General features: G+C 41.9%; 22 protein-coding genes, 1 tRNA gene and 1 pseudogene. 19 read left to right on the top strand and 5 right to left on the bottom strand.

Annotation, left to right across the window (positions count from 1 at the left end; all coding sequences use genetic code 11):
• The first annotated feature begins 29 nt into the window (after nucleotides 1-29).
• The 9 genes from EDD68_RS00120 to EDD68_RS00080 all read left to right on the top strand — a co-directional run bounded on the left by EDD68_RS00120 (nucleotide 30) and on the right by EDD68_RS00080 (nucleotide 6540).
• Complete coding sequence (locus EDD68_RS00120) at nucleotides 30-689, top strand: YneB family resolvase-like protein (protein ID WP_132369924.1); 660 nt, start codon at nucleotides 30-32, stop codon at nucleotides 687-689.
• 105 nt (nucleotides 690-794) lie between these two features.
• Entirely contained in the window at nucleotides 795-1028 is a 234-nt protein-coding gene (locus tag EDD68_RS00115) for a DUF896 domain-containing protein (RefSeq protein ID WP_132369922.1), read from the top strand.
• Between the two features lie 122 nt (nucleotides 1029-1150).
• The gene (gene tkt / locus EDD68_RS00110) at nucleotides 1151-3151 is read left to right on the top strand and encodes a transketolase (RefSeq protein WP_132369920.1); all 2001 of its coding nucleotides are present in this window, start codon (nucleotides 1151-1153) and stop codon (nucleotides 3149-3151) included.
• A 140-nt stretch (nucleotides 3152-3291) separates the two neighbouring features.
• Nucleotides 3292-3720, top strand: coding sequence for a sporulation inhibitor of replication protein SirA (sirA, locus tag EDD68_RS00105; protein ID WP_132369918.1), 429 nt, complete (start codon nucleotides 3292-3294; stop codon nucleotides 3718-3720).
• A 76-nt stretch (nucleotides 3721-3796) separates the two neighbouring features.
• Entirely contained in the window at nucleotides 3797-4018 is a 222-nt protein-coding gene (locus EDD68_RS00100) for a YneF family protein (protein ID WP_132369916.1), read from the top strand.
• A gap of 240 nt (nucleotides 4019-4258) precedes the next feature.
• A complete protein-coding gene (locus EDD68_RS00095; protein ID WP_132369914.1) occupies nucleotides 4259-4963 on the top strand; it encodes a cytochrome c biogenesis CcdA family protein in 705 nt (234 codons plus the stop codon).
• 244 nt (nucleotides 4964-5207) lie between these two features.
• On the top strand, nucleotides 5208-5633 hold the full coding sequence (locus EDD68_RS00090; RefSeq protein ID WP_132369912.1) for a Na(+)/H(+) antiporter subunit B: 426 nt from the start codon (nucleotides 5208-5210) through the stop codon (nucleotides 5631-5633).
• A gap of 25 nt (nucleotides 5634-5658) precedes the next feature.
• A complete protein-coding gene (locus tag EDD68_RS00085; protein ID WP_132369910.1) occupies nucleotides 5659-6021 on the top strand; it encodes a response regulator in 363 nt (120 codons plus the stop codon).
• Nucleotides 6022-6039: 18 nt separating this feature from the next.
• Nucleotides 6040-6540: a CcdC family protein gene (locus tag EDD68_RS00080; protein ID WP_132369908.1), complete on the top strand. Its 501-nt coding sequence runs from the start codon at nucleotides 6040-6042 to the stop codon at nucleotides 6538-6540.
• A gap of 85 nt (nucleotides 6541-6625) precedes the next feature.
• On the opposite strand, the gene EDD68_RS00075 is transcribed toward EDD68_RS00080, so the two are convergent.
• From EDD68_RS00075 to EDD68_RS00065, 3 genes are all read right to left on the bottom strand, one after another.
• On the bottom strand, nucleotides 6626-7060 hold the full coding sequence (locus tag EDD68_RS00075; protein WP_132369906.1) for a DUF2621 family protein: 435 nt from the start codon (nucleotides 7058-7060) through the stop codon (nucleotides 6626-6628).
• 147 nt (nucleotides 7061-7207) lie between these two features.
• Complete coding sequence (locus EDD68_RS00070; protein WP_132369904.1) at nucleotides 7208-7789, bottom strand: spore coat protein; 582 nt, start codon at nucleotides 7787-7789, stop codon at nucleotides 7208-7210.
• 205 nt (nucleotides 7790-7994) lie between these two features.
• Nucleotides 7995-8091, bottom strand: a tRNA-Sec gene (locus tag EDD68_RS00065).
• Nucleotides 8092-8282: 191 nt separating this feature from the next.
• Between EDD68_RS00065 and EDD68_RS00060 the strand changes: the two genes are divergently transcribed.
• Both EDD68_RS00060 and selB read left to right on the top strand, forming a co-directional pair.
• Nucleotides 8283-9410 carry an ATP-binding protein gene (locus EDD68_RS00060; RefSeq protein WP_243646711.1) on the top strand — a complete coding sequence of 376 codons (1128 nt, stop codon included), beginning with the start codon at nucleotides 8283-8285 and terminating at the stop codon, nucleotides 9408-9410.
• A gap of 29 nt (nucleotides 9411-9439) precedes the next feature.
• A complete protein-coding gene (selB, locus tag EDD68_RS00055) occupies nucleotides 9440-11341 on the top strand; it encodes a selenocysteine-specific translation elongation factor (RefSeq protein WP_132370642.1) in 1902 nt (633 codons plus the stop codon).
• Nucleotides 11342-11388: 47 nt separating this feature from the next.
• Here selB and selD read toward each other — a convergent pair whose 3' ends face one another.
• Nucleotides 11389-12435: a selenide, water dikinase SelD gene (selD, locus tag EDD68_RS00050; RefSeq protein WP_424399142.1), complete on the bottom strand. Its 1047-nt coding sequence runs from the start codon at nucleotides 12433-12435 to the stop codon at nucleotides 11389-11391.
• Nucleotides 12436-12640: 205 nt separating this feature from the next.
• Here selD and EDD68_RS15645 point away from each other — a divergent pair.
• A pseudogene (locus EDD68_RS15645) lies at nucleotides 12641-12832 on the top strand (Rdx family protein); the annotation flags it as partial.
• A 176-nt stretch (nucleotides 12833-13008) separates the two neighbouring features.
• Complete coding sequence (gene selA / locus EDD68_RS00040) at nucleotides 13009-14400, top strand: L-seryl-tRNA(Sec) selenium transferase (RefSeq protein WP_132369898.1); 1392 nt, start codon at nucleotides 13009-13011, stop codon at nucleotides 14398-14400.
• Here the strand turns inward: selA and EDD68_RS00035 are convergent.
• The gene (locus EDD68_RS00035) at nucleotides 14395-14538 is read right to left on the bottom strand and encodes a small acid-soluble spore protein P (protein WP_132369896.1); all 144 of its coding nucleotides are present in this window, start codon (nucleotides 14536-14538) and stop codon (nucleotides 14395-14397) included. The genes selA and EDD68_RS00035 overlap by 6 nt on opposite strands.
• Before the next feature lie 219 nt (nucleotides 14539-14757).
• Here EDD68_RS00035 and acnA point away from each other — a divergent pair, with 219 nt between their 5' ends.
• The 6 genes from acnA to EDD68_RS00005 form a co-directional block, all read left to right on the top strand.
• On the top strand, nucleotides 14758-17466 hold the full coding sequence (acnA, locus tag EDD68_RS00030) for an aconitate hydratase AcnA (RefSeq protein ID WP_132369894.1): 2709 nt from the start codon (nucleotides 14758-14760) through the stop codon (nucleotides 17464-17466).
• A 347-nt stretch (nucleotides 17467-17813) separates the two neighbouring features.
• On the top strand, nucleotides 17814-18470 hold the full coding sequence (locus EDD68_RS00025) for a hypothetical protein (RefSeq protein WP_132369892.1): 657 nt from the start codon (nucleotides 17814-17816) through the stop codon (nucleotides 18468-18470).
• The gene (locus EDD68_RS00020) at nucleotides 18467-19057 is read left to right on the top strand and encodes a peroxiredoxin family protein (protein WP_132369890.1); all 591 of its coding nucleotides are present in this window, start codon (nucleotides 18467-18469) and stop codon (nucleotides 19055-19057) included. Before EDD68_RS00025 ends, EDD68_RS00020 begins: the two co-directional genes overlap by 4 nt.
• A gap of 58 nt (nucleotides 19058-19115) precedes the next feature.
• The gene (locus tag EDD68_RS00015) at nucleotides 19116-19259 is read left to right on the top strand and encodes an FbpB family small basic protein (RefSeq protein ID WP_132369888.1); all 144 of its coding nucleotides are present in this window, start codon (nucleotides 19116-19118) and stop codon (nucleotides 19257-19259) included.
• 167 nt (nucleotides 19260-19426) lie between these two features.
• Complete coding sequence (locus tag EDD68_RS00010; RefSeq protein ID WP_279388222.1) at nucleotides 19427-19678, top strand: ATP-binding cassette domain-containing protein; 252 nt, start codon at nucleotides 19427-19429, stop codon at nucleotides 19676-19678.
• Nucleotides 19675-21428: hypothetical protein (locus EDD68_RS00005; protein ID WP_207902520.1), on the top strand; the 1754-nt coding region annotated here is incomplete at its 3' end. The genes EDD68_RS00010 and EDD68_RS00005, both read left to right, overlap by 4 nt.

Raw genomic sequence — 21428 nt, 5'->3', positions numbered from 1 at the left:
AGTCATCAAGAAAAGCAGGGGTGAATGAATTGAAAGCTGTGATCTATTGCAGAGTCAGCACAGAAAAAGAAGAACAAATCACATCATTGAAACGGCAGAGAGAGGAACTGATCCGGCTGGCCGAACAATATAACTATGACGTTTTTGAAGTTATTGAAGAACAGGCCAGCGGCTATGAGGTAGAACGTGAAGGTATCTTTCAAATGCTAGAAATCTTTGCTTCGAAGCAAGCGGATGCGTTATTTATACAGGATGAAACCAGACTCGGACGCGGAAATACAAAAATTGCCCTTTATCATCAGCTGAAGAAACTGAATGTTCCTGTTTACACCATATCTTATCAGGGTGAACTGGAATTGTCCGATTCGGATTCCATGGTTTTGCAGATTGTATCCATTGTAGAGGAGTATCAGCGTAAAATACACAACCTAAAAATCAAACGCGGGATGAAACATGCGATGGACAGGGGGTTTAATCCTGCTGAAAATTTAAAGTATATTGACCAGGCTCCGGGACGGGAACGAAAAAAATTTCCTGTAAATGAAGTGGTTCGTCTCAGGGAAAATGGCCTGACGTTTGCAGAAATTGCGGCCACCTTAAGAGGCATGGGGTATGATGTATCAAAAGCAACGGTTCACAGACGATTCAAAGAGTATCAGCAACTTGAAAAACAATCGAATGAAAGGTAATATAAATGATAATAGACAGACAAGGGTCCTGATCACTGACACTTGTCTTTTTTTATGGTCAGGTGTCTTCAATTTTTACACAGAATATATAAAGGAGCGCTTCACATGATTTCAAAGGATAAAATACAGCGGATTAATGAGCTGGCCAGAAAAGCAAAATCAGAGGGACTGACAGAGAAGGAAAGAAATGAACAGCAGAACTTAAGACAGGAATATTTAAAGAGTGTGCGGGAGTCGTTTAAAAACCAGCTGAAATCCATTAAAGTGGTAGATCCATCAGGAAAGGATGTTACACCAGAAAAGTTAAAAGAATTAAAAAAGCGGAACAAACAACACTAACAAGGAACATTACCTCATGAAATTTTGGTGAATTTGGCGATTTTGCCTTGTTTGATCAAGCTATTCGGTATAGGATTATATTGTCATGATTCTGAACAGACGGATAAGAAAGGGGTACAAGAATGGAAAATAATATTGAACAGTTATCGATTAACACGATTCGAACGTTGTCCATTGATGCTGTTGAGAAAGCACAATCCGGACATCCCGGGATGCCTATGGGCGCTGCACCGATGGCCTATACACTCTGGACTGAATTCATGAATCATAATCCGGCACATTCAACATGGTTTAACCGGGACCGTTTTGTCCTTTCTGCCGGTCACGGTTCTATGCTTTTGTATTCATTGCTGCATCTATCCGGTTATGAGGTATCCATTGATGATATCAAAAACTTCCGTCAATGGGGATCAAATACACCAGGACACCCGGAATATGGCCATACTGATGGGGTAGAAGCGACTACCGGTCCTCTTGGCCAGGGAATTGCCATGGCTGTAGGTATGGCAATGGCAGAACAATATCTCGCAAACAAATACAATAAAGATTCATATCCTGTAATTGACCATTATACCTACAGTATTTGCGGGGATGGCGATTTAATGGAAGGAGTTTCTCAGGAAGCAGCTTCCCTTGCCGGTCATCTCAAGCTTGGCAAACTCATTGTTCTTTATGATTCCAACGATATATCATTGGATGGTGATTTGGATCGGTCATTTACAGAAAATGTGGAAGATCGGTTTAAATCGTACGGCTGGCAGGTCATTCGTGTGGAAGATGGCAATGACACGAATGAAATCAGAAAAGCCATTCAAAAAGCACAGGAAAATACGCATCAGCCAACATTGATTGAGGTAAAAACGGTGATTGGCTTTGGTTCTCCCAATAAATCCGGAAAATCGGATGCTCATGGAGCTCCTCTCGGAGAAACCGAAATTCAGCTGACAAAGGAACAGTATCAGTGGGAGCATAATCCATTCCATGTACCAGAAGAGGTATACAAGGATTTTAAACAAAAGGTTTATGATCGTGGAATGCAAAATGAAAAAGAGTGGAAAAATTTGTTTGATCAATATAAAAAGGATTATCCGGAATTGGCCAATGAACTGGAGGAACTGATCAAAGGAAAGCTTCCAGAAGGCTGGGACCGAGAACTGCCGGATTACGATGGGGATTCACTGGCTACCCGAAACGCATCAGGTGATATGATTAATGCCATTGCCAGACATGTGCCAAACTTCATAGGCGGAAGTGCCGACTTAGCTGGCTCGAACAAAACGACCATAAAAGGTGAAGAGGATTTTGGACCAGGCAGCCAATATACCGGACGGAATATCTGGTTTGGTGTGCGTGAATTCGCCATGGGAGCGGCTTTAAATGGAATGGCCCTTCATGGTGGGTTAAAAGTGTTCGGCGGAACATTTTTCGTCTTCAGCGATTACGTCAGGCCTGCCATCCGGCTGTCTGCCTTAATGGGGCTGCCTGTCACATATGTGTTCACTCATGACTCGATTGCTGTAGGTGAGGACGGTCCTACTCATCAGCCGATCGAGCATTTGCCTTCACTTCGAGCCATGCCTAATTTGTCAGTGGTACGTCCGGCTGATGGAAATGAAACAAAAGCGGCATGGAAACTGGCATTAGAATCGGAAAAAACACCTACAGCCCTTGTTTTAACAAGACAGAAACTGCCAACTCTTGAAGGTACAAAAGAGCGGGCTATGGAAGGTGTCAACAAGGGGGCTTACATTATTTCCGACAGCAATCATGATACACCTGATTTATTGCTGCTGGCATCCGGTTCAGAAGTTCATCTTGCGATTAAAGCACAGGAGACTTTAAAAGCAAAAGGCATTGATGCAAGAGTGATCAGCATGCCTTCCTGGGATCGTTTCGAAAAGCAGGATGAACAATATAAAAAAGCAATTTTGCCTGATCATGTAAAAAAACGTCTGGCTATTGAGATGGCTTCACCTTTTGGCTGGGAGCGGTATGTCGGGGATGAAGGAAAGGTCATAGGCATCCAAACATTCGGTGCATCTGCCCCTGGACACAGAGTGATGGAAGAATACGGCTTCACGGTTGAAAACGTTGTGAAACAGGCAGAAGAATTATTAAAATAAATGAGTAACACCGGGCGTTTCCAGCTATTCTGGGAACACCCGATATCCTGTCGACAAAAATAGTTGTTTTGTCCTGACTATTTTTGACACAATTTTTTTAATGTTTTGATAGAATAGTCCCTAGTAGGAGGGACTGGTGTATGGATAAGTATTCATTATACTGGTTAAAGGATGATTTCGCTTTTCATTACTATCACAAAAGTGATGTTTTATATCATTTTCTTTTTCAATATCAGATGCAATCAACCGATTCCATATATGAGAAACAATTTCAGTTTATTACGAGGACATTGCCAAAAGAAGCGATTATCGAGCATTTACAATCTCGTTTAGGGAATCGCTATCATGTATATACTGATAAACGAAGAATTGATATCCGTTACGACTATGTTAACGTGAAGATCGATTGTTATGATAAAGAATGGGTTATTCATAGTTCCTCTTTGCAAGAAGCGGAGATTATGTTTTTTGAAGCTCTGAGGGGCTATCATCCATCATTTTTTGTGGTGAATTATGATCAGGAACAGTATGGATGGCTGTCCCCCATTAAAAAAGAATTAATACTTTAAAGGATCAGCTATTGTCAGATCATGTAGGATTTACTATACTGTATGGGAGACAACATGAAGGAGGAAATCTTTAATTATGAGTACAGTTTGGGTTGTCATTATAGCAATTGCTGCATTACTCGCTGGCGTAGCACTGGGGTTTTTTATAGCGAGAAAATATATGATGAATTATTTAAAGAAAAACCCTCCCATTAATGAGCAGATGCTTCGGACCCTGTTAATGCAAATGGGACAAAAACCTTCCCAGAAAAAAATTAAACAGATGATGCGTGCGATGAATAACCAGATGGATAAATAACATTCAGTGGCATAACCCCTTGCTATTTAAAAAAAATAGCAGGGGAATTTTATTTTTATCAGCTTGTTGTTCACAAAAATTTCATATACATTTCAGGCATTTGTGAACCATATACGTAATGGGGTTTGTTAAAATGGAAATACCACTTATAGAGTTAGGTCAAATCCAGTTATCGCAATGAGTAACATCCAGTTTTGATTTGGACAGTTATCCAACACCAGAAAAAGGAGATGTAGCGAAATGGAAGGAGTCAATATTTTTATCGCTTTCGGAGCAGGATTCTTATCATTCATTTCACCATGTGTTTTGCCGCTTTATCCCGTGTTTTTATCCTACGTCACCGGAATGAGTGTAACTGAACTGAAAGCAGACCATGCCATGCTCAGAAAGAGAAGTTTATTGCATACACTCTTCTTTTTAGTCGGCTTTTCTGCTATATTTATTATGCTTGGATTTGCCACGTATTCCATCGGTGAATTTTTACTCAGCTACAGAGATTATATACGCCAGATCGGCGCCATTTTAATGGTCTTTTTTGGGTTTGTGATGATCGGCTTTTTTAACTTTGACTTCTTGATGAAAGAACGGCGCATTACGTTCAAAAACAGACCTTCTGGATATTTTGGATCGTTCCTTATCGGTATGGCTTTTTCTATGAGTTGGACCCCGTGTACCGGTCCGATTCTGGCAGCTGTTATATCTCTTGCAGCCACAGATCCGGACACCGGCATAATTTTGATGAGCGCTTATTCCCTCGGTTTCTCAGTTCCATTTTTTATTCTTTCATTTTTCATTGGCAAACTGGACTGGATTAAACGAAACAGTGAAAAACTTGTAAGAATCGGTGGTTATGTGATGATTGGGCTCGGGATCGCCCTGTTCTTCGACTGGATGTACAAAATTACCGCATACCTGTCGAGCCTGTTCGGATTTACAGGTTTTTAGGTTTTTACTGCCCAGAACTTGTTAAACCCGACTGATCTATATTAAGATAAAAGTACCTCCGTGAAAGAACAGATTTGATTGATAACAAAGACGAAAGAGAAGTGGTCATTTTTTACCCTGGATCACTTCTACTACTGGAAATAACCCGGTTATGTGGCTGTCAAACATAACTGCAACCATTTTAGGATTAGCCAGTTAAAGGAATGATATCCAAAATTATCATCAATTAAAGGAGCAGTAAAAGATGAAACCGAATAACTTAATTTTAAGAACAACAACATCTTTCATTGCATTCATTTTATTGGGGTTTTCGTTATATTTATTTCTGGCCGGGCATAACGCGCCAGGCGGCGGTTTTATCGGGGGATTGATGACTTCCGCGGCAATTCTTCTGATGTATATGACTTATGGCTTAGAAACCATTCGGAAAGTGATCCCATTTAATTTCCGCTATTTTATTCCTCTGGGGTTATTGACAGCCCTCCTGACGGCTTTAGGTTCATTCTTATTTAATCAGCCATTCTTAAGTCATACATTTACGCACCTCCATCATGTTCCCATTCTTGGTGAACTCGAATTAGCTACTGCCTTATTATTCGATTTAGGTGTGTATTTAACCGTTATTGGAGTAACTCTCACGATTATACTCACGCTGGCAAGCGACAGTTAATGGAGCAGCAGGGGAGGAAAACATATTGGGAAAAATCCTTGTTGTAGACGATACGAAATTTATGCGCCAGACATTGTCATCGATCCTGACCAACAATGGCCATGAAGTGATAGGGGAAGCAGAAAATGGAGAAAAAGCTGTAGAGCTATATGAAAAATTTCGCCCGGATTTGGTTACCATGGATATTACCATGCCTGTTCTGAATGGAATAGAAGCTGCCAGACGGATTCTTGCAAAGGATCCGGATGCATCCATAATTATGTGCTCTGCCATTGGTCAGCAGAAAATTGTAGTGGAAGCCATTCAGATTGGGGCAAAGGACTTTATCGTTAAACCATTTGATGAAATGCAAGTTTTAAATACGGTGAATAAAATTTTGTTCAACTAGTGGAGAGTGTGAGCATATATGTTCTGGGCAATTACTACGACGGTTATGGCAATGATTATGGGAACAACGATGGTTTTTATTCGAATGAAGGCAGCGAAAAAGCCAGCCTCAGTCAAAAAAATTATTTTGCCTCCGCTGTTTATGAGCACAGGATTGCTCATGTTCCTGTTTCCGCTTTTTCGAATCACCTGGATGCAGGTGATTGAGGCATTTTCAGTGGGAGTTGCGTTTTCGGTATTTTTAATCTTAACTTCCAGTTTTGAGGTAAAGGGGAAAGATATTTATTTAAAACCTTCAAAGGCTTTTATCTTTATATTATTCGGCCTGTTGCTGTTTAGAATTGTGTTGAAAACAATTATCGGGCAGTCAATTTCCGTTGGGACCACAAGCGGAATGTTTTTTATTCTTGCGTTTGGCATGATCATAAGCTGGCGTATCGCCATGCTCATTAAGTTTTTACGCTTAAAAAGGGATCTCGAAAGTGGTAAAACCATTCCGGAGTTTGTTCATCAAAAATAAGCCTGGAAACGCCAAAAAGGGTTCCAGGCTTATTTTGATGGTGCATGGAAAGGTGTTAGTAATTTCTCGAAGCCTTTGTGGGCGGTTAGTTTTCTTTGTCCAGCAGTGTCTGATAGGGAGAAATATCAATATTCAGGTTTTTCAGGGTTTTCATTAAGTATTTGTGATCTCGTTTAGGTGTGGCAAGGATATATCCTTCAATGATCACATCTTTTGTAATTTTTGTTTTGTTTTTTTCCAGCGCAAGCTGTCCAATTTTGCTGGCAATTTTTTGCTTCGCTACATCCCGAAAAAGCTGCGGAACGGGTTTCACCAGTTCATTAAGCAGGTTCTTTTCCTCTTCTCCCCACATATGCAGTGTCTGCTCAATATAATATTCTTCCCAGTCAATAACAGATTTCCCGTCTTCTTTTGGCAATCGTTTTAAAAATTTTCGAAACATAAAATACCCGCCGATTGCCAGAAGAATGACCATGATGATGGTCCAGATGACAATAAAAGCTGCAAACATTCCTGACATTTTATTTCACCCGCTTTGATATGTATAATTGAAACATACTGCATGTTATGCCTGAACCTCACATTTAATTATACATGGCCTGTTACATTAGACAAGAAAAAGACACCAGTTCAACTGGTGTCTTTTTCGAGTTTGAACGCCCGGATCTCAGGAGAAGTGCTGCTGGTTTTGAAAGGTTTGTGCCGGCTGATAAGCGTTGATGATCTGCTGGGATGTCTGCTGATCAAACGTAGGTACCTGGTAGTAACCTTTGGAATTCATATAGGACCATACTTCATAGGCCTGATCTGCACTATTTTTGGCCCCCTGAATGATTGCCTCACGGATCTGTCTGTCAGCGATTTCAAGGGCTGCATTCATACGGAAAGAAGCTGTTGTCTTATGGCATCCAAGCATGCCATTGGCAATATCCCGGTCATTCATCTGATTTACAGACGCATTCGGTCTTGAAGAAGATTGATTTTGCAAGCCATAGGTAGGGGAGGATGCGGTTCTTGGAGTATGATTGGTCCTGAATTCACCGCTTTTTCCCTGGGTTAAATTCACTAACGTGTTGTACTCATTGGTCATAAAATGGACTTGATTGTCTATGATTCTTCTGAGCTCTGGATCCTGACAATATTCCCGATACATCTGAAATTGATTGATCCCGTTAATGGTATCAGACAAAACTTCGTGTAACTCCATGATTTCATGTGCACCTAACTGATGCCCCGGTGTATGTGGCATTGTTTTCTAACCTCCTGTTCATTTTTTTACATTCCTTAGTATGGTTGATCTCGACATAATGTTTCAAGGAAATATTTCCCACAAAAAAAGCTCCATTTTCCAATATGACGGAAAAATCGAGCCGTTTTTCTAAAAATTTTATAAATTTTATGTTTGAAATGGAATCAATCTGGATATTTACAATATGAAATCGTTTATAAATGATTGGCGGGACTGTGTGGGAATCGAACCCACCGGAGACGACACGCGCCTCCCGGACGGTTTTGAAGACCGCGGCGGGCACCAGCTCCGCAACCAGCCCCAGATCAGAACCATTTCATATTATAACGGGAACAGGGGGAGGTTGGCAATAATCACATTTATACAATCTTTGGACAATTATTTTTATATTGGATAAAATGTTACTATGAGAGATATTGCCATCAAATGAATCATACATATATAAAAAGACAAGAGTATTTAATATATATCGAGGGGAACGGAGGAAGTGATGTTGAATAAAAATCATCATCTCAATGCGGGGAAAACTTCATCCGACCATTCCAGTGATGATGTGTATTTTTTAGGAAGGGAATTAAAAGATTTGCCAAACCCCATCCTAAAATGGGTAGATGAAGAATGTTTTACCTTAATAACTGTTCTAACGGTTACAGGTGAGATTTTATATGTATCTTCTGCTATGCATTCTCTATTAGGATACAGTAAAAAAGACATCCTTCACAAACACGCCTTTGATTATATTTTAAAGGATGACATCCCATATATTCTAAAAAAGCTGGAAAAAGAGCCGGACAAAAAACATACGTTTATGTGCCGGCTGCATCATCAAAGCGGTCACTACCTATGGGTGGAAATGCGTGTCATCAGAGTTTCTGACGACCAGGATGGCCATGACTATTTTGTTACGTTTATAAGGGATATCACTGAAAAAAAAGAAGCAGAAGAAATACTCGTCCGTTCAGAGAAAATGTCAGTTGCGGGACAGCTGGCTGCCGGCATCGCCCACGAGATTCGAAATCCAATCACATCCTTGAAAGGTTTTCTTCAATTGATGAACACTGGAATAGAGGGAAAAGAACAATATTTAAAAATTATGGCCGATGAAATTGAGAAAATTGAACATATCACATCGGAACTGCTATTCATTTCAAAACCTTTGACGGACGATCATCACAGGGAATCCCTGAATGAACTTCTGGACGATGTTTGCACATTAATGCAATCACAGGCCAGACTTCATGATGTCCAAATCATGTTAAATCAGAGTGATGAGATTTTTATTAATTGTGATCGTTCCCAGATTAAGCAGGTGTTTATCAATATTATTAAAAATGCCATTGAAGTGATGGAAGATGGGGGAACCATTCAGGTTATTGTAATCAAACATGACCAGCATGTGGATATTGATATTGTCGATGAAGGGCCGGGTATCCCAGATGAACTGCTGGATAAAATTAATGAACCTTTCTTTACAACGAAGAAAAACGGCACCGGACTCGGTTTAATGATTACCAATCAAATTTTAACCAAACATAAAGGAGAATTAACAGTTATACGAAACAAAACAAGAGGGACAACTTTTCGAGTAACGCTGCCGATCAGTGATGAAAATGAACGGTAGTCCATACAGCTTAGAATGTGGTGAGAGAAATGAAAGATGAACGATTTTATACGATCGGAATGGCAGGGCATATTGATCATGGAAAAACTGCGCTGACAAAGGCTTTAACAAACATTGACACGGACCGTTTAAAGGAAGAAAAGGAACGGAATATTTCCATTGAGCCGGGATTTGCCCCATTACAATTAAAACATTCGTCATTGAATGTCTCCATCATTGATGTTCCCGGACATGAAAAATTTATTCGTCAGATGATTGCCGGTGTGGCAGGAATTGATTTAGTACTTCTTACAGTTGCTGCCGATGAAGGAGTCATGCCTCAGACAAAGGAGCATGTGGATATTTTATCTCTACTGGAGATTAAACATGCCATTTTTGTCATCACAAAGATTGATAAAGTAGAGCAGGAAATGATCGAACTTGTAGAAGAAGAAATCCATGAATTAAAACAGCAATCATCCTTCCAGAATGCACCAATTGTTCGCGTAGACAGTATATCAGGGAACGGAATAAGCCAGTTGCTGAGTCTGGTGGAAGAAATTTTAACAGATTTACCCGCTCGTTCCTCTTCTGGTCTTTTCCGCCTTCCTGTAGATCAGGTGTTTTCATTGAAAGGAATCGGTACAGTGGTAAGAGGGACGATTTATGAGGGAACGGTCAATCAAGAGGAATATCTATATGTCCTTCCAGCGGGAAAAAGAGCGAAAGCAAGACAAATACAGGTCCACAGGGAAAATGTAGCACAGGCCTATGCAGGCCAGCGAACCGCGATCAACTTAGCCGGCATTCATCAGAGTGAAATCAAAAGGGGAGATGTTCTCGTTAAATCCCGCCACCATTTTGTGATCACCAGGATGATTGATGTATCTCTTAAACTTACAAAGGATATCAAACACCCCATCAAACAACGTACGCCCATTAAGCTGCATACGGCTACAACAGAGGTTTTTGGCCGAATTGTTTTCTTTGACCGCAATGAAGCCCTGAGTGATCAGAACGAAATTCTATGCCAGCTTAGACTGGATAATCCTGTTGTAGTCAATCGTGGGGACCGGTTTATCTTAAGACGGGCTACCCCGGTTGAAACCATCGGCGGCGGCTGGGTCATGAATCCCCAGGGACAAAAGTATAAATTTGGTCAGGCTACGATTCAGCTGTTAACACAAAAAAAGGAAGGTACACCCATGGAGCAAATATTACATCTGCTTCAGCAAAAGCAATATCTGTCAAAAGATGAACTGGCCAAACATTTATCCATGTCCCCGGAAGAATTAGGCTTAATCATGGAAACATTAATAGCTGAAAACAAAGTAGTGCTTATCGATCAGGTCTACATGCTTACATCTGTACTTGATGAAATAAATGGTCAGATCCACGACCGGCTGCAAATGTTTCATGATCAGCACCCTATGAGGCCGGGTATGAACAAGCCAGAGCTCGTCCAAACCTTTCATTTACCGGAAAAAGTGCTGGATGAAATACTTGAACAGGGATTAAGGAATCAGCTGTTAAAACGACAGGGACAATATGTCTCATTATATGATTTTGCACCCCATTTTCCGGATGCATGGAAACAACGGATGGAAAGTGCCTGGAACGATCTCAGGAAAGATGGGATCCAGGTCGAGGAATGGGCATCGTATCTGGAAAAGCAGCAAATTCCTGAATCTTTGCACGCTGAATTTAAGCAATATGTATTGAATACCAGACGGGGATATGAACTCAACGATAAATATATCATTGACGCCGGGGTTTATCGTCATGCCCTTTCTCTGCTTTATGATCGTACCGGTCACCGCTTTTCTTTAAAAGAGGCAAAGGAGATCTGGGGTATCTCACGAAAATATTTGATACCGATGCTTGAATTGGCCGATGAGATGAAATACACCAGGCGTGAAGAAGGAGATCGGAAATGGATTCATGCCCCTTAAGCAACAGTTAACCCCCTTGCTGACTTGAACGCAGCAAGGGGGTTTGATCAATCGGTCACACAAATCGCTTTTGACTGCCGGGTGGTAAATCGGCCAATTTTTCTGGCAAACTGGTTGTTCTTTTTCATCAAATCCACATACTGATCCGCTTCTTCTTCAGGTAGGGCGATTAGCAAGCCACCAGAAGTCACTGCATCAGTCAGGATCAGCTGTTCAGTCTCAGACAGGTTTTCAGGGAAATGGATTTGAGATTTTAACCATTTCAAATTGGATTTGGTGCCACCCGGGATATCACCCTGCTCTGCAATCATTCGGGTACCCTCAATCAAGGGAACATCCGGATAAAAAATTTCCAGAGACAGGTTTGACCCCTTCACCATTTCAAAACTATGGCCTAATAGGCCAAAACCAGTGACATCTGTAACCGCATGCACATCAAAGGCTTTCAGTGTTTCAGAAGCGGTTTTGTTTAACAGGCTCATCCAGTATACCACTTCGTCCATGATACGTTGAGAAATGTGTTCTTTCCGCTTTTTAATAGCCGTTGTAATAATCCCCGTGCCAATCGGTTTTGTTAAAACTAAAACATCACCAGGCTGTGCTCCCTGATTACGGTAAATGTGCTGAGGATGAGCAACACCCGTAACAGCTAGTCCAAATTTTGGCTCTTGATCATCAATGGAGTGTCCGCCAATGATCACACCCCCGGCTTCAGTCACTTTATCCTGGGCACCCTGAAGAATTTGGGCAAGGACGTCAGCCCCCAGCTTCTTAACAGGAAAACCCACTATATTTAACGCTGTTTTCACCTGGCCGCCCATCGCAAAAATATCGCTTAACGCATTCGCCGCAGCAATCTGGCCAAAATGATAGGGATCATCCACAATCGGAGTAAAAAAATCAACGGTCTGGATGAGTGCCAGATCATCTGTTATCAGGTAAGCACCAGCATCATCAGCTGTATCCTGGTCAACCAGCACGTTTGGATCTTTTTCTTCCGGAACATTTACTTGACACAAAACTTGTGCCAGGTCATCAGGACCTAATTTGCATCCTCATCCAGCTTTTGTGGACAAGGAGGTGAGTCGTATGATTTCCTCCCGTTCACGGCTCACGTCTGACACCTCCTCATACAGAGTCGCCCTTATTATATCTCTTCAGCAATAAAATGAAAATAAATGCATATCTGGTATTTTGCTTTTTTTTGATCTTTTCCTTAAAATAAATGGTTAGAAGGGGGTATACATAATGAACGTTAAAATTTCTATTGAATTTTGCATGATGTGAAATTATGCTCCAAGGGCTGCGAGTTTCGCAGAACAACTTTTTAATCATTTTCGCCATCAGATAACGGAAATCAATTTGATTCCAGGCGCTAAGGGATCTTTTGAAGTGGTTGTCAACGGTACGAAATTGTATTCGAAATTGGATACGGGAGAATTTCCCGCAGCAGATGAAATGATTAAAAAAATCGAAAAGCAATTTTCTTAGCTTATCAACACTGTCTTTCATTTACATGAGAGACAGTGTTTTTTTAGAATAATGTTCAGATGATATAATGAAATAAAAGTCCTTACGTTTAAAAGCTGGCAAAGTGCATTATTTTGCGAAAGGTCCAAATTTTTGCAGAGAAAATGAAGAGAAATTGAATATCCGGAGGGAATCCTATGAAGGAAAAACTGAGGCATATTCCACCTGTGCACGAACTGCAGAAACATCCTAAATTGGTCGAATTACAAGATGAGCATCATTTGTCTTTACAGATGATTACAGGGTGGATCCAGAATATTTTACAGCAGATCCGAAGCGATATATTGCAGGACAAGTTGCATGCGAAAACAAGTAAGGAACTGGAAGAACTAGTTATCCAACAGGTAACCGCGAAAGCGAAAAAATGGCTGACTCCTAACATTACCCGGGTCATTAACGGAACCGGAACAATTTTGCACACCAATCTGGGCAGGGCCCGTCTTTCAAAAGATGCAATCAAGCACGTTTCAGAAGTTGCCGCCAATTATTCGAACCTGGAATATAACCTTGATACAGGCACTCGGGGTTCGCGCCATGCGATTATTGAAGAGCTTATCAAGGAAGTCACCGGGGCAGAGTCTGCTATGGTTGTCAATAATAATGCTGCAGCTGTTTACCTGGTATTACGTGCTTTCGCCCGGGGACGGGAAGTCATTGTGTCCCGTGGGGAACTGGTTGAGATTGGCGGAAGTTTTAGAGTTTCATCCATTATGGAAGAAAGCGATGCCCGGCTGATTGAAGTAGGAACCACGAACAAGACCCATCTGTTTGATTATGAACAGGCCATCACTGAACAGACTGCCATGATTCTAAAGGTTCATTCGAGCAATTTTAAAATTGTCGGTTTTACGAAAGAGGTTTCTCGAAAGGAACTTGTTACATTATCCAAAAAGCAAAATTTGATTTTTTATGAGGACTTAGGCAGCGGAGCACTCTTTGATTTCAAACAACAGGGAATTGGCGAGGAGCCTGTTGTCCGCCACGTTCTGAAAGAAGGAGCTGATGTAGTCTCCTTCAGTGGGGACAAACTGCTCGGAGGTCCCCAGGCTGGCATTATTGCCGGAAAAAAGGCATTTATCGATCAATTAAAGAAACATCAGCTTGCCCGTGTGCTGCGTGTAGATAAAATGACCCTTGCAGCGCTCGAAATAACCCTGAAGGAGTATGCGAAAAAGTCCTATAACATTCCGGCTATCTGCGATATTTTAACACCATTGCATGAAATTAAACGACGGGCAGAAAAGTTTATGGAAAAAACGAGTCACTTGCACCATTTTAAGATGGAATTAAAAAATCATTATTCCAAAATAGGCGGAGGAACGATGCCGTTAGAGGAGCTGGAAACATGCGGAGTAATCATTCAATCCGACATATCCTCAAGTAAACTTGAACGGCTGCTGAGAACTCAATCCCCACCTGTTGTTGGAAGGTTTGTAGAGGATCAATTATTTTTGGATTTCAGGACGATAACAGGTGAGGAAGTGGATATGCTGGCAGACATATTACTAGAATTGGATCAGCAGCTATAAATCATGCTCAGTACCGTGAGTCTGACGGGAGTGGTTCTTGTTTTTCATCTTTTTGGACCCTTTCATCGGCTCGCCATAAGGCTGTCTTGCCTGGTTTTTTAATTTTGAATAGTCGCTGATCTTTTTCTTTTCTGTCATGCTGTTCCTCCTTTCTTCACCCTTATCGTTCCACAATGAAAAAACAAGATACATTAGAATGAATAAATATAAAAATTTTCACCGAAACATTTTACTTATGTCATGTTTTGATTTAAAATGTTATACGTGCAGAAATTCCTATATGGTGAGATAACCTGAACACATGAAGCTATATCACTTGCTTCGCTACATAATTCATGATGAGGGGGTAATGATGTAATGGCAGCCAGCGATGTGTATAATGCCAGAAAACAATTTGAATTAAACGGCAAAACGTATCATTACTACGATCTGAAATCTTTGGAGGAAGCAGGAATTGGCAACATTTCCCGCTTGCCTTATTCGATTCGGATTCTGCTAGAATCTGTGCTTCGTCAATATGACGGAAAAGTGATCCAAAAAGAACATGTTGAAAAATTAGCAAAATGGAACACAGGGGAAGACTCTAAAGTGGATGTTCCATTTAAACCATCCCGGGTTATCTTGCAGGACTTTACCGGAGTTCCAGCAGTCGTTGACCTCGCTTCACTGCGGAAAGCAATGGTTGACATGGGCGGAAGTCCGGACAAAATCAATCCGGAAGTTCCGGTTGACCTTGTCATTGACCACTCCGTTCAGGTTGATAAGTACGGAACAGAAGAAGCCTTTCGATTGAACATGGAATTTGAATTTGAACGCAATAAAGAGCGTTACGAATTCCTTCACTGGGCACAAAAAGCTTTTGATAATTACCGTGCTGTGCCGCCTGCAACAGGGATCGTGCACCAGGTAAACCTCGAATACCTTGCGAATGTTGTGCATGAAGTGGAAGTAGGGGAAGGAGAATATGAAGCATTTCCTGACACACTGGTAGGTACGGACTCTCACACCACCATGATCAATGGTCTGGGTGTACTCGGCTGGGGAGTTGGCGGTATCGAAGCTGAAGCAGGCATGCTGGGACAGCCGTCTTATTTCCCTGCACCTGAGGTAATCGGCGTTAAGTTGACCGGTACATTCCCAGAAGGCACTACGGCTACAGACCTTGCTCTGAAAGTCACTCAGGTTTTACGTCAGAAAAATGTGGTAGGCAAATTTGTCGAATTCTATGGACCGGCATTGAAAGAAATGCCGCTTGCCGACCGGGCTACGATTTCCAACATGGCTCCTGAATACGGTGCGACATGCGGATTCTTCCCGGTTGACGAAGAATCTCTGGAATATATGCGCCTGACAGGACGCAGTGAAGAACATATTCAATTGGTCGAAAAATATTGCAAAGAAAATAACCTGTTCTATTCACCAGATCAGAAAGATCCTGAATTCACGGAAGTTGTTGAAATCAATCTTTCCGAGCTTGAGCCTAACCTTTCTGGTCCAAAACGTCCGCAGGATTTAATTCCTCTTTCCAAAATGAAAGAAGAATTTAACAAGGCATTGACGGCTCCAGCAGGCAATCAGGGCTTTGGTCTTGATGAAAGTGAAAAGGATAAGGAAGCCGTTGTGGAATTTGAAAGCGGCGAAAAAGCCATCATGAAGACTGGCGCTATTGCCATCGCAGCGATTACATCCTGTACCAATACTTCCAACCCGCACGTGATGCTTGGTGCAGGACTGGTAGCGAAAAAGGCGGTGGAAAAAGGTTTGAAAGTGCCTGCTTATGTAAAAACATCTCTGGCACCGGGCTCTAAAGTAGTAACCCGTTACCTGGAAGATTCCGGCCTGATGGAATATCTTGAAAAACTTGGATTTAATCTCGTCGGTTACGGATGTACCACATGTATCGGAAACTCTGGACCTCTTCTTCCAGAAATTGAGAAGGCTATTGCCGACAGCGACTTAACGGTTGCTTCTGTACTGTCCGGTAACCGTAACTTTGAAGGCCGTATCCACCAGCTTGTCAAAGCGAACTATCTGGCGTCACCTCCGCTTGTCGTGGCTTATGCCCTTGCTGGTACTGTTGATATTGATCTAACAAAAGATCCAATCGGTGAAGATCAGGACGGAAATCCAGTATACTTTAAGGATATCTGGCCAGGCACTGAAGAGGTTAAAGAAGAAATCAAGAAAGTAGTAAACCCTGAAATTTTCCGTAAAGAATATGAGCGGGTATTTGATTCCAACGAAAAATGGAATCAAATTCAGACAACGGATGAACCACTGTATCAATGGGATGAAAACTCAACATACATCCAGAATCCGCCATTCTTCGAAGGGCTGTCCCGTGATCCGGAAAAAGTCAAACCCCTTGAAGGATTGCGCGTAGTCGGTAAGTTTGGAGATTCTGTAACAACAGACCATATTTCACCAGCAGGTGCCATTCCAAAAGATATGCCTGCAGGTAAGTACTTGATGGAAAAAGGTGTTTCACCTCGAGACTTCAACTCTTATGGTTCGCGCCGTGGTAACCATGAAGTGATGATGCGCGGTACATTTGGTAATATCCGCATCCGCAACCAGGTTGCACCTGGAACAGAAGGCGGCTATACCACTTACTGGCCAACTGGCGAAATCATGCCGATCTACGATGCAGCGATGAAGTATCAGCAGGATGGCATTGGACTGGTGGTTATTGCCGGCAAAGATTACGGTATGGGAAGCTCCCGTGACTGGGCGGCAAAAGGTACCAACCTGCTTGGAATTAAAACGGTCATTGCTGAAAGCTTTGAACGTATCCACCGTTCAAACCTTGTCATGATGGGTGTACTGCCGCTTCAGTTCAAAGATGGTGAAAACGCTGAAACCCTTGGCTTAACAGGAAAGGAAACATTCGATATTGAAATCGATGAAAATATTAAGCCGCGTGGAACGGTTAACGTGAAGGCAACAGATGAAGAAGGAAACACGAAAGAATTTGAAGCTATTGCACGATTTGACAGTGAAGTGGAAATTGACTACTACCGTCATGGCGGCATCCTGCAAATGGTGCTTCGCAATAAACTTGCCTAAATTCATGGACCTTTAAACGAGCTGTCTTTAAGACAGCTCGTTTTTACTTTTATAAGGTTTATAATGTACCATCATGCAACTGACAACGTTGACTTAAATATGAAAGTGCCACCGGGGGAATACTGATTGAGCTGATGCCAGGGTGAAAAAAAACAAATGATCAAGAATATAAATTACATACTATACAAAACCAGTCATGTAGCCCAGCCATGTCTGGTTTTTCATGTACATTTGGCATAGTTCCGTTTCTTTGATTTTGTTGATTTTTAGACGAATATTTTTATTGGTTACCGGTCTGCATTATGTTATGATATATACCGTATAAGGTATAAAGGTGGTTTTCGTCTATGTATGATGTTATTCAGCTGGGGCGGTTTACGATTTACGTCCCCTATCTCATTCATGTTGCTTCAGCCTTACTGGCAACTGGATGGGTGTACCTGGCAGGAAACAGACATTTTAACCAGGGAAAATCTCTATCTAATGAGTGGCTGGAATCCTGGATGGTGTCCGTTTTAATCTGGAAATTCAGTTATGCCTTATTTCATCCACTGGCTGTGATTGAAAATCCCTCTTTTTTACTATATTTCAGCGGTGGAACCAAAGGTCTGATCCTGGGATTTGCAGTGGGAATCGTTTATTTCCTTTTTAAAACGAGAAACGCTATCCCTGAATTTCCATTAAGGGTTGTATTACTTGGAAGCGCTGGAGTGCTATACTATGGCATTACAACTGTCACGGAAATCCTGTATACACCGGATGTCTGGTGGATATATATATTAAAAGCGTCCTATTTTTCTACTTTAGCCTGTTTAATCTGGAAAAGGGAATGGTTTGTCACAAAGATTTCCCAAATTAGACTGACCGAATGGTTCTTATTCGGGTGGATCTTATTTAAAATAGTAACAGATGATGTTTATCTGAACGATATAACGTTTTGGGTGATGTTTGTACTGGCCTTCGTACTTGTCATCATGGATATAAAGGATGGGATGAAAAAATGATCAAGCGATTCATTGGAGCACTCGTGCTTTTGGGACTATTCGGGATGGTCGTTTATAACTTTTTGTCAGAAGATCATAATAATCAGGGTTCAGCCAGCGGAGAAAATTCAGATGCCGTCTACATTGTCCCGGAGGATATGGAAGATCAGGTTTCAAAAGGGATACAAACCGGTGAACTGGCTCCGGATTTCACATTAAAGACCCTGGATGGAGAGGAAGTCAGTCTTTCGGACTACCGCGGAAAAAAAGTGTTTTTAAACTTCTGGGCTTCCTGGTGTCCGCCATGCCGGGCAGAAATGCCGGAAATGCAGGAATTCCATGAAAAATATGGAGACGAGGTAGCAATCATTGCCGTCAATGCCACTGGAACTGAACGATCTGAAGCAGTAATGAGAGAATATATAGAAGAAAACGGATATACGTTTACCGTTCTCCTTGATCAAGATTTGACTGTGAATGCTTCTTATCAGGCATTGTCTCTTCCAACGACTTATTTCATTAATTCGCAGGGGATCATTCAACTCCCGAGAAAGATTGGACCAATGGACTTGAATATGATGAAAGAGAATATGGAAAAATTAAAATAATCGGGAATATTTTTCATTTATAAAGGGCATCTTTTATAAAAAGGAGAGATGCCCAGTGATGATCAATCCAAAACAATCGTTTGAAGAATTGCTGAAAGCAGCAAGGGAAAGTATTCTCGAAAATCCAGAAGAAATGGAAAATATTGAACGAAGAGTGGAAGAACGTTTGTCGGCCACAACCCGTTCAGATGAGCTGTCTTAGTTTTGAGACAGCTCTTTTTTTTGATCAAAAACATAAACGAACCTGTGAAAACCGACTTAGATCGTTCTGTTCACTTTCACATTTTGTATTTGAAATAGCTAACAGATAGTGGTAATATTATCCATAATAATCGACCTTACGAAAGACTACGAAAGAAATATAGGTGGATGAAAAACAGGGAAGGTGAACACATGATTACAGTGGAAAATCTCCGCAAATCGTTTGGGCGAGGAACAAATGCTACGGAAGTGTTACGGGATATCGATCTAACCATCCCGGACGGCAAATGGACGGCTATTGTGGGACCTTCCGGGTCCGGCAAGTCCACCTTGCTCAACTGTCTGTCCGGATTATTAAAACCGGATGATATTTATCAATTAACCAGTGGCTCCCTGGTACCATACGAGGTGACCGCATGATCAGGCTATCCTTCAAACGGTTGTTGAATCGAAAAGGTTCTACCCTCACATTTCTCATCGCTCTGACAGCCCTGTTTGCACTCATTCCATTCGGCCTCCAGCAATCCAGGGACACAAAACTCGCTGTAGACCATTCCATCACCGAATATGGCAGAGGGACGTACGATCTCCTGGTCCGCCCTGGGGGTTCCCGTACGGAAACGGAAAAACAGCTCGGGATGGTGGAAGATAATTATATCGGAGACAGCCAGGGTGGCATTTCCATTTCTGAATGGGAAGAATTAAAGGAGATGGAAGGCATCGAAGTGGCTGCACCTGTGGCTTCCCTCGGGTATTTTCGTGGGAATCAAATGTCCATTGAATTACCAAGATTACCTGAGCCTACTCGATTTACCTGGCAGTTTTTCACATCCGACGGACTGACAAAATACCCGATTAGTGAACCAAAATCTTTAGTCTATTTTGAAGAGACTCACCCAGGATTAATTCAATATATAGGAAATGTTAAAACTAGATCACAATATATAAGCTCATTTATGAATGCGTTTATGCCGCCGAGTTTTTATCCATTGGTTGCCATAGATATTGAAAGTGAAGAACAACTAACAGGTATTGATTTTTCAGGATTTTATTTGGAAGATGAACAAAAGAAAGAGGAACTCCTTTGGTTACAAACTATACTTGAACAATATGGGAATCCTCCGGTAATAAAGGTGCTCAAACGAGATGACCTTACTATTCCGCTATATCTGAAAATCAAGGCAGAAACCCTTGATGTCGAACTGGAAGATTATTTAGAGGCCTTCAATCTACAGGAAAGTGAATGGCTTATGAGTATACCGGACAAAGAGAAGCTGAGAAACATGTTTGATATGTTACAGGACGAACCTATTGTTGAGGAAACAGAAAAAGAAGTGGATTTGTCTTCCCTGCAGAGCCCTTTTAACGGCACACCAATACAGTTAAATGAAGCATTCGAGCCTTCTTTAATTGAGCGGTATCAGGCTGATCAAGACACTGCTGTCTATTATGTCGCTAAAAAAATTGATTACGCGAATCTCGATCAAGAAACCCCCGCGGTCGAAATCGTCAAAGAGGGCAGCCCTCCGGCCTATAAGGAGGTTGAACAAAAGGGAGTATCCATTTACGGCGCAACGGAATTACCTTTTGTCCTTTTTCAGGCAGGCACGTTTTCCCCGAAAGAACAGACCAACTATCTGGCGGCCAGTCCCCTGGGCATTTACGGGGATATGGAGGCGAAGACCATTGATGGCCAGACACTGGTTCCAACAACGGTTCCGGGCAGCTTTATTTCCGCACCTGCCAGCGGCGTGACCACGCTGGATTCGGCAGAAATTATTAAAGGGGATAAGCCCATTGATGCCATAAGGGTTAGAGTAGCCGGCATTGAAGGCTATGACGAGGAAGCTCAGGAAAAGATCGACCAGGTGGCAAAGAGGCTGCTGGAAATGGGATATGAAGTGGACGTTGTTGCCGGAGCATCGTTTCAGGAAATGACTCTGGATGTGGAAGGCATCGGATTCGTAAACGAACAATGGACAACCCTCGGTGTCGCCCAGGAACTGGGCGAGACATGGAACAGTGTCACGCTGCTGACCACCGGTTTATTTGTGATTTTCGGCATCCTGTGGGTGATGGCGCGGCTGACATTTGAGAAAAACGTGCTGCGGGGTGAAAATGACCTGCTGTTTACGCTCGGATGGGGAAAGACACGCATTCAGCTTCGCAA

Source organism: Melghiribacillus thermohalophilus (assembly GCF_004342905.1).
Taxonomy (GTDB): Bacteria; Bacillota; Bacilli; order Bacillales; family Alkalibacillaceae; genus Melghiribacillus; species Melghiribacillus thermohalophilus.
Note: the sequence above shows the minus strand (reverse complement) of the source record. Positions and strands in the feature narration are given on the sequence as shown.

Excerpts from the sequence above, each read along its gene's own strand:
- EDD68_RS00115 (WP_132369922.1), top strand. The coding sequence starts at position 795 with ATGATTTCAAAGGATAAAATACAGCGGATTAATGAGCTGGCCAGAAAA.
- tkt (WP_132369920.1), top strand. The coding sequence starts at position 1,151 with ATGGAAAATAATATTGAACAGTTATCGATTAACACGATTCGAACGTTG.
- sirA (WP_132369918.1), top strand. The coding sequence starts at position 3,292 with ATGGATAAGTATTCATTATACTGGTTAAAGGATGATTTCGCTTTTCAT.
- EDD68_RS00100 (WP_132369916.1), top strand. The coding sequence starts at position 3,797 with ATGAGTACAGTTTGGGTTGTCATTATAGCAATTGCTGCATTACTCGCT.
- EDD68_RS00095 (WP_132369914.1), top strand. The coding sequence starts at position 4,259 with ATGGAAGGAGTCAATATTTTTATCGCTTTCGGAGCAGGATTCTTATCA.
- EDD68_RS00090 (WP_132369912.1), top strand. The coding sequence starts at position 5,208 with ATGAAACCGAATAACTTAATTTTAAGAACAACAACATCTTTCATTGCA.
- EDD68_RS00080 (WP_132369908.1), top strand. The coding sequence starts at position 6,040 with ATGTTCTGGGCAATTACTACGACGGTTATGGCAATGATTATGGGAACA.
- EDD68_RS00075 (WP_132369906.1), bottom strand. The coding sequence starts at position 7,060 with ATGTCAGGAATGTTTGCAGCTTTTATTGTCATCTGGACCATCATCATG.
- EDD68_RS00070 (WP_132369904.1), bottom strand. The coding sequence starts at position 7,789 with ATGCCACATACACCGGGGCATCAGTTAGGTGCACATGAAATCATGGAG.
- selB (WP_132370642.1), top strand. The coding sequence starts at position 9,440 with ATGAAAGATGAACGATTTTATACGATCGGAATGGCAGGGCATATTGAT.
- selA (WP_132369898.1), top strand. The coding sequence starts at position 13,009 with ATGAAGGAAAAACTGAGGCATATTCCACCTGTGCACGAACTGCAGAAA.
- EDD68_RS00035 (WP_132369896.1), bottom strand. The coding sequence starts at position 14,538 with ATGACAGAAAAGAAAAAGATCAGCGACTATTCAAAATTAAAAAACCAG.
- acnA (WP_132369894.1), top strand. The coding sequence starts at position 14,758 with ATGGCAGCCAGCGATGTGTATAATGCCAGAAAACAATTTGAATTAAAC.
- EDD68_RS00025 (WP_132369892.1), top strand. The coding sequence starts at position 17,814 with ATGTATGATGTTATTCAGCTGGGGCGGTTTACGATTTACGTCCCCTAT.
- EDD68_RS00020 (WP_132369890.1), top strand. The coding sequence starts at position 18,467 with ATGATCAAGCGATTCATTGGAGCACTCGTGCTTTTGGGACTATTCGGG.
- EDD68_RS00015 (WP_132369888.1), top strand. The coding sequence starts at position 19,116 with ATGATCAATCCAAAACAATCGTTTGAAGAATTGCTGAAAGCAGCAAGG.
- EDD68_RS00010 (WP_279388222.1), top strand. The coding sequence starts at position 19,427 with ATGAAAAACAGGGAAGGTGAACACATGATTACAGTGGAAAATCTCCGC.